Source organism: Streptomyces sp. NPDC029836, from assembly GCF_055574495.1.
On the sequence record NZ_JBVHZI010000003.1, the window covers coordinates 1 to 14,109 of the forward strand.

Below are 14,109 nucleotides of genomic sequence, written 5' to 3' on the forward strand. Positions count from 1 at the left end.
GGGGACCCTGTGGGAGAGTAGGACGCCGCCGAACAATCATTGTGGGAAAGCCCCGCACCAGCCCTTCAGGGTTCGGTGCGGGGCTTTTCTGCGTTCCGGGCCGGGTCGGGGTCTCCTGTAGGGTCAGGGGGCATCGATTCGACATTTTCTACAGTCACAGTGGAGGCCCCCGGGTGGAGGTCCAGGAGACTCGGGTCCAGACTGACCGAATTTTCACCATTCCGAACATCCTGAGCATGGCTCGCCTCGTCGGCGTACCGCTGTTCCTCTGGCTGATCCTGGCCGAGTACGACGGGTGGGCCCTCGCGGTCCTCATGCTCAGCGGGATCAGTGACTACCTCGACGGGAAACTCGCGCGGCGCTGGAATCAGATCAGCAAACTGGGCCGGCTGCTGGACCCCGCCGCGGACCGGCTCTACGTCCTGACCACGCTCTTCGGGCTGACCTGGCGCGAGATCCTGCCGCTCTGGCTCACCGCCGCGCTCCTCGCCCGAGAGGCGATGCTGCTGGTCATGGTGTGGATCCTGCGTCGACACGGCTATCCGCCGCCCCAGGTGAACTTCCTCGGCAAGGCCGCCACCTTCAACCTGATGTACGCGTTCCCCTTGCTACTGCTCAGTGACGGGACCGGTTGGTTGGCCTGGACGGGGTCCGTTTTCGGATGGGCGTTCGCAGGATGGGGTACAACGCTCTATTGGTGGGCAGGAATCCTTTACGTGGTGCAAGTCCGTCGTCTCGTGAAGGCGGATGCCACGGCCGATTGAGCTCGCTCGGCGCCGGTAACTGACGCGGAGGAGTAGCGGAGTCACCGTCCGGGGGCGGGTGAGGTCGGCCAGACCGTCATCTCTCTAGGAGGACTCTTCCGACATGAAGGCCGTCGTGATGGCCGGTGGCGAAGGTACGCGGCTTCGCCCCATGACCTCAAGCATGCCCAAGCCGCTCCTGCCGGTGGCGAACCGGCCGATCATGGAGCACGTGCTCAGGTTGCTCAAACGGCATGGGCTCAATGAGACCGTCGTCACCGTGCAGTTCCTGGCGTCGCTCGTCAAGAACTACTTCGGGGACGGCGAAGAGCTCGGAATGGAGCTCACCTATGCCAACGAGGAGAAGCCACTCGGCACCGCCGGTAGCGTGAAGAACGCCGAGGAGGCGTTGAAGGACGACACCTTCCTCGTCATCTCCGGCGACGCGCTCACCGACTTCGACCTCACCGATCTCATCAGGTTCCACAAGGAGAAGGGCGCACTGGTCACGGTGTGCCTGACCCGGGTGCCGAATCCGTTGGAATTCGGCATCACCATCGTGGACGAGGAAGGGAAGGTCGAACGCTTCCTGGAGAAGCCCACGTGGGGCCAGGTGTTCTCGGACACCATCAACACCGGCATCTACGTGATGGAACCCGAGATCTTCGACTACGTCGACGCCGACGTCTCGGTCGACTGGTCCGGTGACGTCTTCCCCCAGCTCATGAAGGAAGGCCGGCCGATCTACGGCTACGTGGCCGAGGGCTACTGGGAGGACGTGGGCACCCACGAGAGCTACGTCAAGGCGCAGGCCGACGTCCTCGAGGGCAAGGTCCAGGTCGACATGGAGGGCTTCGAGATCTCGCCCGGAGTGTGGATCGCCGAAGGCGCCGAGGTCAGCCCCGACGCCGTCCTGCGCGGCCCCCTGTACATCGGGGACTACGCCAAGGTGGAGGCCGGGGTCGAGATCCGGGAACACACGGTCATCGGCTCGAACGTCGTGGTGAAGAGCGGCGCCTTCCTGCACAAGGCCGTCGTTCACGACAACGTGTACATCGGCCCGCACAGCAACCTGCGCGGCTGCGTCATCGGCAAGAACACCGACATCATGCGGGCCGCGCGGATCGAGGACGGAGCCGTCATCGGCGACGAGTGCCTCGTCGGCGAGGAATCGATCGTCCAGGGCAACGTCCGCGTCTACCCGTTCAAGACGATCGAGGCCGGTGCCTTCGTCAACACGTCCGTGATCTGGGAGTCGCGCGGGCAGGCACACCTGTTCGGTGCCCGAGGGGTCTCCGGGATCCTGAACGTGGAGATCACCCCCGAGCTGGTCGTCAAGCTGGCCGGTGCCTACGCCACCACCCTGAAGAAGGGTGCGATCGTCACCACCGCCCGAGACCACTCCCGAGGCGCGCGAGCGCTCAAGCGGGCCGTGATCTCGGCGCTCCAGGCCAGCGCCATCAACGTGCGCGACCTGGAGAACGTACCCCTGCCGGTGGCGCGGCAGCAGACGGCCCGCGGCGCCGCCGGCGGCATCATGATCAGAACCTCGCCCGGCGTGCCGGACTCCGTGGACATCATGTTCCTGGACGAGCGGGGAGCCGACCTCTCGCAGGCGGGCCAGCGCAAATTGGACCGGGTCTACGCACGCCAGGAGTACCGGCGTGCCTTCCCGGGGGAGATCGGCGACCTGCAGTTCCCGTCGAGCGTGTTCGACTCGTACACGGGCTCCCTGCTGCGCCGCGTCGACACCACGGGCATCGCCGAATCCGGCCTCAAGGTCGTGGTGGACGCTTCGAACGGAAGTGCCGGTCTGGTGTTGCCCAGCCTGCTGGGCAGGCTCGGGGTCGACGCGCTGACGATCAATCCCGGTCTGGACGAGTCCCGGCCGACGGAGACCGCCGAGTCCCGGCGCGCCGGACTGGTACGGCTCGGGGAGATCGTGGCCTCGGCGCGGGCGGCGTTCGGCGTCCGCTTCGACCCGGTGGGCGAGCGGATCTCGCTGGTGGACGAACGCGGACGGATCATCGAGGACGACCGGGCCCTGCTCGTACTCCTCGACCTGGTCGCCGCGGCGAAGCGCAGCGGCAAGGTCGCGCTGCCCGTGACGACCACCCGGGTCGCCGAGCAGGTCGCGGCCTACCACGGGACGCAGGTGGAGTGGACGACGACCTCGCCCGACGACCTGACCCGTGTGGGTCGGGCCGAGAGCACCATCTTCGGCGGTGACGGCAGGGGCGGGTTCATCGTCCCGGAGTTCGGCAGCGTCTTCGACGGTTCGGCAGCGTTCGTGCAGCTCATCGGACTGGTGGCGCGGACGCAGCTCACGCTGAGCCAGATCGACGCCCGGATTCCGCGGGCCCACGTCCTCAAGCGGGACGTGCCGACGCCGTGGGCCGTCAAGGGGCTCGTCATGCGGCGGGTCGTGGAGGTCGCCGGGGACCGTCAGGTGGACACCACCGACGGAGTGCGCGTGGTCGAGGCCGACGGTCGGTGGGCGCTCGTCCTGCCGGACCCGGCGGAAGCGGTCACCCACCTGTGGGCGGAAGGCCCCGACGACGCGTCCGCGCAGGCCCTCCTCGACGAGTGGGCGGAGGTCGTGGACGGCGCGGGACAGCACTGAGCGCCCGCGCCCACCAGCGCGTACGACGGGCCGGGACGGGCAGTTGCCCGTCCCGGCCCGTCGTACGACCGCATTCGGTGGGAGCGGGGGCGACATGCGACGATGTGGGGCATGTCGCAGCCGCTCAACAACCGGAGTTCGGCCCCACAGCCCGCGCGCCCGGACGCCTCCATGTCGCTGCTGACGCACGTGATGGACCACGGCCTCGACGAGGGCTATGCGGAAGCGGCGGCCCGAAGCCGGGCGGACGGTACGGCGGGCCTGCCACGCACCCTCAAGGCGAAGCTGGGGCTCGCGGCCGGGCTGGTCGTCGCCGCCATGGTCGTGACGCTCGGCGCCGCCCAGGCGCGCATAGCGGCGCCGGTGCTGGCCAAGGAGCGTCACGAGCTGATCGACCGCGTGGAGCGCGCCGACGACCGGGCGAACGGGCTGGAGCGCGACATCGAGCGGTTGCGGACCGAGGTCGCCGACCGGCAGGGCGCGGCGCTCAAGCAGCACGGCGGGGACCAGGGCCGGCTCGTGGACCTGCTGTCGGGCGCGACCGAAGTGCGCGGCCCCGGCGTCAAGCTGGTGGTCGACGACGCGAAGGGCGCGGCGGCCGGCGGCGGGGCCCCGCGCGAGAGCGCGGGCTTCTCCGACACCGGCCGGGTCCGTGACCGGGACATGCAGCGCATCGTGAACGGGCTGTGGCAGGCGGGCGCGGAGGCCGTTTCGATCAACGGACAGCGGCTGACGGCGCTGTCGGCGATCAGGGCCGCCGGTGACGCGATACTGGTCGACAACAAGCCGCTGGTGCCGCCCTACGAGGTCCTCGCGGTGGGGGACAAGAAACGACTCGGCACCACCTTCCAGGATTCCGTGGACGGCCAGTACCTGCACGTGTTGCATGAGAGCTACGGGATCCGCTACACCCTGTCCGCGATGGACGAGGTGAAGGTGCCGGCCGCGTCGAGCCTGACCGTGCGTACAGCCACGGCGGAAGAGCCGAAGAAGGGTGCATCGTGATCGCGGTACTGGGCCTGGTGGCCGGAGTGGTGGTCGGGCTTCTGGTCCGGCCCGAAGTGCCGGCCGTCGTCGAGCCGTATCTGCCGATCGCGGTGGTGGCCGCGCTGGACGCGGTGTTCGGCGGCCTGCGCGCGATGCTGGACGGCATCTTCGTCGACAAGGTCTTCGTGGTGTCGTTCCTGTCGAACGTGGTCGTGGCCGCGCTGATCGTCTTCCTCGGCGACAAACTGGGTGTCGGCGCGCAGCTGTCGACGGGCGTGGTCGTCGTCCTCGGCATCCGGATCTTCTCCAACGCCGCGGCCATCCGCCGGCACGTCTTCCGGGCGTGAGGCCGATGAGCAGCGACAACACCCCGCTGGGGGAGCCCGGGGAGCCGCTGCGGCCCCCGAAGGACGAACCGGCGGCGCAGGCCGCGTCAGAGCCCTCCGCGGGAGCTTCCGGGGGCCCCGGGACCACCGGGGAACAGACCGGGCGCCAGCGGCTCGCGGCCGGGCTGTGGCCGCCGCGCGTGAGTCGCGCCCAACTGATCGTCGCGCTGCTGCTGTTCGTCCTGGGCCTGGGTCTCGCGATCCAGGTACGGTCGAACAACGACGCCAGCGCCCCGCTGCGGGGGGCCCGTCAGGAGGACCTCGTACGGATCCTCGACGAGCTGGACGGGCGGACCACGCGCCTGGAGGACGAGAAGCAGCGGCTCGACGACCAGCGCAAGGAACTGGAGAGCAGCTCCAACCAGGCGGAGGAGGCCCGCCGGCAGACCGTGGAGAAGGAACGCCAACTGGGCATCCTGGCCGGTACCGTGGCAGCGCAGGGACCCGGCATCACCCTGCGCATCAACGATCCGCAGGGTCAGGTGCAGTCCGACCAGCTCCTGGACACGTTGCAGGAGCTGCGGGCGGCCGGGGCCGAGGCGATCCAGATCAACGGTGTGCGCGTGGTGGCGAGCTCGTTCTTCTCGGACGAGGCCGGTGGTGTGGCGATCGACGGTAAGAAGATCACACAGCCCTATGAGTTCAAGGTGATCGGCCGACCGCAGGATCTGGAGCCGGCGCTCAACATTCCCGGCGGTGTGGTGCAGACGTTGGAGAAGGAACAGGCGACGGTCGACGTCACGCGGTCGGCGAAGATCGTTGTGGATGCCTTGCGGGCTGCGAAGCAGCCTGACTACGCTCGGTCGTCATCGCCGTGATGTCGGGCGGAGCGTGGACCGGCTCACGCGGGCGGCTGCCTGCGGGGGGTCGCCGCACCGAAGTCGCGGTGCGTGGTGGAAACTGTCTGGTGGTTACGGACGTTGTGAGAATGTCCGGGTCGGCAGGTGTGTGCATGCAGAGTTCGTCCTGCCCCACGGGCGGGTCTGTTTCGGTCAAGGGGAATCGCCCGTGAAGTTGTTTGAGAAGTTGTTCGGCAAGAAGAACCGCGAGGACAGTGGTGCCGCGCGTCATCGTGCGGGGCACGGTGAGGGGGAAGGGCAGGGCGACCGACCGCTCTTCCGCGATGAGGTGGCCGGCCAGGGTGACAATTCGGGCGCGCAGGGCGCGTCGAGTGTTGACCCTGCCGGTTCCGGACGCATAGGTTTCGGTGAACCATCAACCTCAAGTGCGGGTGGAGGGTTTGCGCCCGACCCGTATGCCACCAATGCCTCCGCGGGGCAGCCGCGGCGCGAGGAGCCGTCCATGTCGGCCGAGCAGGTTTGCAGCAGGTGTGGGCACCGCAGCGATGCGGCCAGCCGCTTCTGCTCCAACTGCGGCGCGCCGCTGCGGGCGGGCCTGACGCCGGAGCGTGCCTCGGAGACCACGTCCACGATCTCGATCTCGGGCCTCGAGGCCTATGAGGCCGAGGTGTCGGGACAGCCGCACGCGTCGTCGTCGCTCTCTCCCGAGGCCCAGGCCGCGGTGGAAGCGCTGCCGCCCGGTTCCGCTCTGCTGATCGTGCGACGCGGCCCCAACTCGGGCAGCCGCTTCCTCCTCGACGGTGAGCTGACCACGGCGGGCCGGCACCCGCAGAGCGACATCTTCCTGGACGACGTCACCGTCTCCCGGCGCCATGTCGAGTTCCGCAGGGGCCAGGAGGGCGGCTTCACCGTCTCCGACGTGGGCAGCCTCAACGGCACGTACGTGAACCGCGAGCCGATCGACTCCGTCGCCCTGCACAACGGCGACGAGGTGCAGATCGGCAAGTACCGGCTGGTCTTCTACGCGAGCCTGCGGGGCATCTGACCCTTCCCCCGGACCCGGTCCGGGGGAACCACAGGGAAGGTTCCATGCTGCGTACCCCCACCGGCGGTGCCCCGAAGAACGGCACCGCCAACGCCGTCGGCCAGGCCGGGCGGCTGGTGAGCATCGGCACGGTGCTGACCACGCTGCGCGACGAGTTTCCCGAAGTCACCATCTCGAAGATCCGCTTCCTGGAGGCCGAGGGGCTTGTCGAGCCCCGGCGCACGCCTTCCGGATACCGCAAGTTCAGCACCGGCGACGTGGAACGGCTCGGGCACATCCTGCGCCTCCAGCGGGACCACTACCTGCCGCTGAAGGTCATCCGGGAGCAGCTCGACGCGCTGGACCGGGGTGAGCCGATCCGTATCCCCGGTCCCACCGCCCACGGTGAGTCCGTGGATCCCGCGAGCCCGTCCGCCCTGTACGGCGAGGTGGGCCGGGAGCGGCCGACCGTGCCCCGGGTGGGGCGGGCCGAGTTGCTCGCCGCCGCGGAGGTGGACGACGTCCAGCTCGTGGAGTGGGAGTCGTACGGCCTCATCTCCGAGGCGCCCGGCGGTGGGTTCGACGCCGAGACGGTCACCGTCGCCCGGTTGATCGCCGATCTCGGTCGGTTCGGCCTGGAACCGCGCCACCTGCGGGCCATGAAGGCGGCCGCGGACCGTGAGGCCGGTCTGGTGGAGCAGGTCGTCGCGCCGTTGCGCAGGCACCGCAATCCGCAGACCAGGGCGCACGCCGAGGCGACGTTGAAGGAGCTCGCGGGCCTGTCCGTACGGCTCCACGAGGCCCTCGTGCAGACCGCTCTCGGCGTCCGGTTGCGCTGACGGCGCTGGTCGGCGTGGGGCCCCGACTACCCAAACCGGCCGGGCAGGTCCTAGGGTTGCTGTGTGAACGAGCTCGACGTTGTGGGTGTCCGGGTGGAAATGCCCTCCAACCAGCCGATCGTGCTCCTACGTGAAGTGGGAGGCGACCGGTACCTCCCCATCTGGATCGGTCCTGGGGAGGCTACCGCCATTGCCTTCGCCCAGCAGGGAATGGCCCCTGCCCGGCCGCTGACGCACGACCTGTTCAAGGACGTGCTCGAAGCGGTGGGTGAGGAACTCTCCGAGGTCCGGATCACGGATCTGCGCGAGGGCGTCTTCTACGCGGAGCTGGTCTTCGCGAGCGGGGTCGAGGTGAGCGCGCGGCCTTCCGACGCCATAGCGCTGGCCCTGCGGACGGGGACGCCGATCTACGGCAGTGACGGTGTGCTCGACGACGCCGGAATCGCCATTCCCGACGAACAGGAGGACGAGGTGGAGAAGTTCCGCGAGTTCCTCGACCAGATCTCACCGGAGGACTTCGGTACCGGGCCCCAATGAGGGGTACGAGGGGAGTCGCGGGGGTGGACGCCGCGCGACGCGGCCGCGTCGCCCACCGGGAACTTTCAGCCCATTCGAGTAGCCTTTCCCCGCAATGGGGTACGGGAAACCACTCTCAGGGTGATTATCACTCGGCGTGCCGAGTGTGGCGATCGTTGACGCACCCCTGGTCACTGCCTACCGTCAAGGTGGGCAGGTCAAGGACGGAGGGTCGGCGTGAGGATCACGGGCGACGGTACGACCGGGGGCACCCCCGCACGGAGTGATGGTGGGCCGTACCCGCTGCACGGCGGCGCGGCCGGGCCCGCGCACCGTCAGCCGGCGTCCACGCCGGTCGGGCCGGTGAGCGACGCCCCGGCGCCGGAGGAGGTCGGCTACCGAGGCCCCACGGCGTGCGCGGCGGCCGGCATCACGTACCGGCAGCTCGACTACTGGGCGCGGACGGGGCTGGTGGAGCCGAGCGTCCGGCTCGCGTACGGATCCGGCACGCAGCGGCTGTACAGCTTCCGTGACGTGGTGGTCCTCAAGATCGTCAAGCGCTTCCTGGACACCGGGGTGGCGCTGCAGAGCATCCGCACCGCCGTGCAGCACCTGCGGGACCGGGGTTTCCAGGACCTGGAGCGCATGACGCTGATGAGCGACGGCGCGACCGTGTACGAGTGCACCTCGCCGGACCAGGTGGTGAGCCTGCTCCAGGGCGGGCAGGGCATCTTCGGCATCGCGGTGGGCGTGGTCTGGCGGGACGTGGAGAACGCCCTGTCGCAGCTGCACGGGGAACGCGTGGACACCGGCGAGACCTTGGTCGGCCAGAATCCGGCCGACGAGCTGGCCGCGCGCCGGAACCGGGCCGTCTGATCGCGGCCGCCTGATCGAAGCCGGGCGATGCGGCCCGGCTGATCCGGTTCTTCCGGGGGCTCGACCCTCGTGGAGGGCCGGGGAGGTGCCTGCGTCGTCGCGTCCGCCGCGGTGATGTCAGTGGCCGTGTCAGTGCCGTAGGGGAGCATCGGGCTGTGAGATCCGCCCCGACCATCCTGCACCTGGACATGGACGCCTTCTACGCCTCGGTGGAGCAGGCGTCGAAGCCCAGCCTGCGCGGGAAGGCCGTGATCGTGGGGGGTCTCGGACCGCGCGGTGTGGTGGCCACCGCCTCCTACGAAGCCCGGCGGTTCGGCGTCCACTCGGCGATGCCGATGGCCCAGGCCCGCAGGCTCTGCCCGAACGGGGCCTGCCTGATCCCCCGGTTCAGTCTCTACCGCGAGGTCAGCGAGCTGGTCATGGGCCTGCTGCGGGAGCTGTCCCCGCTGGTCGAGCCGCTCAGCCTGGACGAGGCCTTCGTGGACCTGGAGGCGGGCGGGGTCGCCTTCGACGCCGCCGGGGCCCGGGCGGTGGGGGAGCGGCTGCGGGCCGACATCACGGCCGCCACGGGGCTCAGCGGCTCGGTGGGGCTGGCCGGATCGAAGATGCTCGCCAAGGTGGCCTCCGAGGAGGCCAAGCCGGACGGGCTGCTGCTCATCGAACCCGGCACCGAACGGGACCTGCTCGCGCCGATGTCGGTGCGGACCCTGCCCGGGGTGGGGCCGGCCACCGGGGAGCACCTGCGCCGGGCCGGGATCACCACCGTCGGGGAGCTCGCCGAAGCCGGGGAGGACGAACTGGTCCGGATGGTCGGCAAGGCGCACGGGGCGGGGCTGTACCGGATGGCGCTGGGGCTGGACGACCGGCCCGTGGTCGCGGAGCGGGACGCGAAGTCCGTGTCGGTCGAGGACACCTTCGACGTGGACCTGCACGACCGGGTACGGATCCGCAACGAGGTGCGGCGGCTCGCCGACCGGTGCGTGGGCCGGCTGCGCGCCTCCGGGCACTCGGGTCGGACCATCGTCCTCAAGGTGCGGCGCTACGACTTCTCGACGCTGACCCGCTCCGAGACCCTGCGCGGCCCGACGGACGACCCCGCCGTGGTGCGGGAGGCGGCGGCGCGGCTGCTGGAGGGCGTGGACACCACCGGCGGCGTACGGCTCCTCGGGGTCGGGGTGGCCGGCCTCGCGGACTACACGCAGGAGGACCTCTTCGCCCAGGTGCGCGCCGCCGAGGCGGACACGGATCCGGGCGTCGTGCGCGGGAGCGGGGCCGTCGTGCCGGACGGGGCGGACGCGGCGTCCGGGACCGCCGGGGCAGGAGCGGCCGTAGGGGGCCCGGAGGGCGGCGGAGCGGCCGTGGCCCCGGTCGGGAGCCCGGAGGGGAGTCCCGTGCGGCACTGGGCGGCCGGGAGCGACGTACGGCACGCGGTGTACGGGCCCGGCTGGGTCCAGGGCAGTGGGGTCGGTCGGGTGACCGTACGGTTCGAGGGGCCCGGGTCCCCGCCCGGTCGGGCCCGGACCTTCCGGGTGGACGACCCCGAACTGGAGCCGTCCGATCCGCCGGCCCTGGTGGGTCCGGGCTGAAGGGTGTTGCACAACCTTTGGGCCGCGTCCGTCCTAACCCCCGCCCGCCGGCCGGCCCGCGTCGCGGCGGCGCTTCCTGGTGGGTGGGGGCGCGGCGTGCTGGAACTCCGAGGGGAGGATCACGTCGAGGCCGTAGTGGTGGTAGAGCTGGAGCTCCTGCTCGGGGGAGAGGTGGCGGCCCACCCCGAAATCGGGGGCGTCCTTGATGAGGGAGCGTTCGAACGGCACGCGCAGGGTGTCGTCCACCACCTCGCTGGGTTCCAGGGGGACGAAGGCGTCCCGGCCGAAGAGGCCGGTCCGTACGGCGGCCCACTCCGGAACGCCCGTGGCGTCGTCGAGGTAGACCTCGTCCACGGTGCCGATCTTGGCGCCGTTCCGGTCGAACGCCTTGCGGCCGATCAGGCTGCGCGGATCGATGTCGGTCTGCACGGTCCCTCCACAGGGTCGCAACTCCATCCGTAATCACTACAAAAGTGCATATCCGCAGACGAGGCCACTCGAGGGAGGGTCCAGATCCTCGCTGGTAGGCTGGGTGACGGCTGTTGACCCTGTGCGGGAGAGTCCTCCGAGTGAGTTCGACGGAGGCGCCGAAGGAGCAAATCCTCCCCGGAATCTCTCAGGCATACGTACCGCACGTGAAGAGGCCACTCTGGAAAGCAGGGGCGGATCCGGGACGCAGTGCCGGCTCCTCTCCTCACCGACGGTGAAAGCCGGACCCCGTGGGCGATCCCCGCGCGGCCCGGTGAAGCTCTCAGGTTGAGATGACAGAGGGGGAGGCCGTCCGGGTGCCCGCGCCGTGGTGCCCCTCGCAGGTCGTACGACCAGGAGGCCTCCGTCATGACCGCCAACCGCATTCCGCTCTCCCAGCTGGAGCGAGGCATCCCCTTCGAGCAGCGCCACATCGGCCCGGACGCCGAGGCGCAGGCGAAGATGCTCGCCCAGGTGGGCTACGGCTCCCTGGACGAGCTCACCGCCGCCGCGGTACCGGATGTGATCAAGACCGCCGACGCGCTGAACCTGCCCGAGGCGCGGACCGAGGCGGAGGTGCTCGCCGAGCTCCGCTCGCTCGCCGACCGCAACCAGGTCCTGTCCCCGATGATCGGCCTCGGCTACTACGGCACCTTCACCCCGCCGGTCATCCTGCGCAACGTCATGGAGAACCCGGCCTGGTACACGGCGTACACGCCCTACCAGCCGGAGATCTCGCAGGGCCGGCTGGAAGCCCTGCTGAACTTCCAGACCGTCGTCGCCGACCTGACCGGTCTGCCGACCTCCGGCGCCTCCCTCCTCGACGAGGGCACCGCCGCCGCCGAGGCGATGTCCCTGGCCCGCCGGGTCGGCAAGGTCAAGGGCGGCGTCTTCCTGATCGACGCCGACGCGCTGCCGCAGACCATCGCGGTGATCGAGACCCGCGCCGAGCCCACGGGCGTCGAGGTCGTCGTCGCCGACCTGTCGGACGGCATCCCCGCCGAGATCGCCGAGCGCGGCGTCTTCGGCGTGCTGCTCCAGTACCCCGGTGCCTCCGGCGCCGTCCGGGAGATCAAGCCGGTCATCGACCAGGCGCACGAGCTCGGTGCCATCGTCACCGTCTCCGCCGACCTGCTCGCCCTGACCCTGCTGACCTCGCCGGGCGAGCTGGGCGCGGACATCGCCGTCGGCACCACCCAGCGCTTCGGCGTCCCCATGGGCTTCGGCGGACCCCACGCCGGCTACATGGCCGTCCAGGCCAAGCACGCCCGCTCCCTGCCGGGCCGGCTCGTCGGAGTCTCCGTCGACGCGGACGGCAACAGGGCGTACCGGCTGGCGCTGCAGACCCGTGAGCAGCACATCCGCCGCGAGAAGGCCACCAGCAACATCTGTACCGCACAGGTGCTGCTCGCCGTCATGGCCGGCATGTACGCCGTCTACCACGGTCCGGACGGGCTGCGGACGATCGCCCGCCGCACCCACCGCTACGCCGCCCTGCTCGCCGCGGGCCTGACGGCCGGCGGGGTCGAGATCGTGCACGGCTCGTACTTCGACACGCTCACCGCCCGGGTTCCCGGCAAGGCCGCCGAGGTCGTCGCCGCCGCCCGCGCCGCCGGTGTCAACCTGTTCCAGGTCGACTCCGACCTGGTCTCCGTCGCCTGCGACGAGACCACCCTGCGCGCCGACCTCGAGGCCGTCTGGGGCGCCTTCGGGGTCAGTGCCGACCTGGAGGCCCTGGACGCGACCACGGCCGAGACCCTCCCCGAGGCCCTGCTGCGCTCGGACGAGGTCCTCACCCACCCGGTGTTCCACCAGCACCGCTCCGAGACCGCGATGCTGCGCTACCTGCGCAAGCTGTCGGACAAGGACTACGCGCTGGACCGCGGCATGATCCCGCTGGGCTCCTGCACGATGAAGCTCAACGCGACGACCGAGATGGAGCCGGTGACCTGGCCCGAGTTCGGCCAGCTGCACCCGTTCGCCCCCGTCGAGCAGGCGGAGGGGTACCTCACGCTCATCACCGAGCTGGAGGAACGTCTCTGCGAGGTGACCGGCTACGACAAGGTCTCCATCCAGCCGAACGCCGGCTCGCAGGGCGAGCTCGCCGGCCTGCTGGCCGTCCGCGCCTACCACCGGGCCAACGGCGACGAGCAGCGCACCATCTGCCTCATCCCGTCCTCCGCGCACGGCACCAACGCGGCGAGCGCCGTGATGGCCGGCATGAAGGTCGTCGTCGTCAAGACCGCCGACGACGGCGAGGTGGACGCGGCCGACCTGCGCGCCAAGATCGAGCAGTACCGCGACGAGCTGGCCGTACTCATGATCACCTACCCGTCGACGCACGGTGTGTTCGAGGAGCACGTCGCCGACATCTGCGCCCAGGTGCACGAGGCCGGTGGCCAGGTGTACGTCGACGGCGCCAACCTGAACGCCCTGGTGGGCCTGGCCAAGCCCGGTCACTTCGGCGGCGACGTCTCGCACCTGAACCTGCACAAGACCTTCTGCATCCCGCACGGCGGTGGCGGCCCCGGCGTGGGTCCGGTCGGCGTCCGGGCGCACCTGGCTCCGTACCTGCCGAACCACCCGCTCCAGCCGACGGCCGGTCCCGAGACGGGCGTCGGCCCGATCTCGGCCGCGCCGTGGGGCTCGGCGGGCATCCTGCCGATCTCCTGGTCGTACGTACGCCTGATGGGTGGTGAGGGTCTCAAGCGCGCCACCCAGGTGGCGGTACTGGGCGCGAACTACATCGCCAAGCGTCTGGAACCGCACTACCCGGTGCTGTACACCGGCCCGGGCAACCTGGTCGCGCACGAGTGCATCATCGACCTGCGTCCGCTGTCGAAGTCGACGGGCGTGAGCGTGGACGACATCGCCAAGCGTCTGATCGACTACGGCTTCCACGCGCCGACGATGTCCTTCCCGGTCGCCGGCACCCTGATGATCGAGCCGACGGAGTCCGAGGACCTCGCCGAGATCGACCGCTTCTGCGACGCGATGATCGCCATCCGCGGCGAGATCGACCGGGTCGCGGGCGGCGAGTGGCCGGCCGACGACAACCCGCTCGCCAACTCCCCGCACACCGCCGCGTCGCTGGGCGGCGAGTGGAACCACCCGTACACCCGGGACGAGGCCGTCTTCCCGGCCGGCGTCACGCCCGCCGAGAAGTACTGGCCGCCGGTGCGCCGCATCGACGGCGCGTTCGGTGACCGGAACCTGGTGTGTTCCTGCCCGTCGCTGGACGAGTACGACAACTGATCCCGG

At 70.3% G+C, this 14,109-nt stretch carries 12 protein-coding genes and 2 riboswitches; of the genes, 11 read left to right on the forward strand and 1 reads right to left on the reverse strand.

The features are described from left to right. Nucleotides 1–173 precede the first annotated feature (173 nt). The 10 genes from ACZ4XJ_RS10910 (at nt 174) to ACZ4XJ_RS10955 (ending at nt 10,380) form a co-directional block, all read left to right on the forward strand. The gene (locus ACZ4XJ_RS10910; protein ID WP_362879659.1) at nt 174–764 is read left to right on the forward strand and encodes a CDP-alcohol phosphatidyltransferase family protein; all 591 of its coding nucleotides are present in this window, start codon (nt 174–176) and stop codon (nt 762–764) included. A 103-nt stretch (nt 765–867) separates the two neighbouring features. Further along, nucleotides 868–3,366 (forward strand): mannose-1-phosphate guanyltransferase, encoded by a 2,499-nt coding sequence (locus tag ACZ4XJ_RS10915; RefSeq protein WP_362879657.1) that lies wholly within the window; start codon nt 868–870, stop codon nt 3,364–3,366. Between the two features lie 102 nt (nt 3,367–3,468). Continuing rightward, nucleotides 3,469–4,371, forward strand: coding sequence for a DUF881 domain-containing protein (locus ACZ4XJ_RS10920; RefSeq protein WP_468495953.1), 903 nt, complete (start codon nt 3,469–3,471; stop codon nt 4,369–4,371). Beyond that, the gene (locus tag ACZ4XJ_RS10925) at nt 4,368–4,700 is read left to right on the forward strand and encodes a small basic family protein (RefSeq protein ID WP_281207173.1); all 333 of its coding nucleotides are present in this window, start codon (nt 4,368–4,370) and stop codon (nt 4,698–4,700) included. Before ACZ4XJ_RS10920 ends, ACZ4XJ_RS10925 begins: the two co-directional genes overlap by 4 nt. A gap of 5 nt (nt 4,701–4,705) precedes the next feature. Continuing rightward, on the forward strand, nt 4,706–5,557 hold the full coding sequence (locus ACZ4XJ_RS10930) for a DUF881 domain-containing protein (RefSeq protein WP_468495954.1): 852 nt from the start codon (nt 4,706–4,708) through the stop codon (nt 5,555–5,557). Between the two features lie 82 nt (nt 5,558–5,639). Further along, nucleotides 5,640–6,584 (forward strand): FHA domain-containing protein, encoded by a 945-nt coding sequence (locus ACZ4XJ_RS10935; protein WP_362879667.1) that lies wholly within the window; start codon nt 5,640–5,642, stop codon nt 6,582–6,584. Between the two features lie 44 nt (nt 6,585–6,628). Beyond that, nucleotides 6,629–7,402 (forward strand): transcriptional regulator FtsR, encoded by a 774-nt coding sequence (ftsR, locus tag ACZ4XJ_RS10940; RefSeq protein ID WP_362879652.1) that lies wholly within the window; start codon nt 6,629–6,631, stop codon nt 7,400–7,402. 63 nt (nt 7,403–7,465) lie between these two features. Next, nucleotides 7,466–7,939, forward strand: a complete 474-nt coding sequence (locus ACZ4XJ_RS10945; RefSeq protein WP_350916703.1) for a bifunctional nuclease family protein — start codon at nt 7,466–7,468, stop codon at nt 7,937–7,939. A gap of 216 nt (nt 7,940–8,155) precedes the next feature. Then, nucleotides 8,156–8,794 (forward strand): MerR family transcriptional regulator, encoded by a 639-nt coding sequence (locus ACZ4XJ_RS10950; protein ID WP_362879651.1) that lies wholly within the window; start codon nt 8,156–8,158, stop codon nt 8,792–8,794. A gap of 155 nt (nt 8,795–8,949) precedes the next feature. Beyond that, complete coding sequence (locus ACZ4XJ_RS10955; protein ID WP_468495955.1) at nt 8,950–10,380, forward strand: DNA polymerase IV; 1,431 nt, start codon at nt 8,950–8,952, stop codon at nt 10,378–10,380. Between the two features lie 33 nt (nt 10,381–10,413). On the opposite strand, the gene ACZ4XJ_RS10960 is transcribed toward ACZ4XJ_RS10955, so the two are convergent. Then, the gene (locus ACZ4XJ_RS10960; protein WP_468495956.1) at nt 10,414–10,809 is read right to left on the reverse strand and encodes a PRC-barrel domain-containing protein; all 396 of its coding nucleotides are present in this window, start codon (nt 10,807–10,809) and stop codon (nt 10,414–10,416) included. Between the two features lie 114 nt (nt 10,810–10,923). Next, a riboswitch (glycine riboswitch) is annotated at nt 10,924–11,022 on the forward strand. 1 nt (nt 11,023) lies between these two features. Then, a riboswitch (glycine riboswitch) is annotated at nt 11,024–11,158 on the forward strand. 59 nt (nt 11,159–11,217) lie between these two features. On the opposite strand from ACZ4XJ_RS10960, the gene gcvP reads away from it, so the two are divergent. Next, a complete protein-coding gene (gene gcvP / locus ACZ4XJ_RS10965) occupies nt 11,218–14,103 on the forward strand; it encodes an aminomethyl-transferring glycine dehydrogenase (RefSeq protein ID WP_468495957.1) in 2,886 nt (961 codons plus the stop codon). Nucleotides 14,104–14,109: the final 6 nt, after the last annotated feature.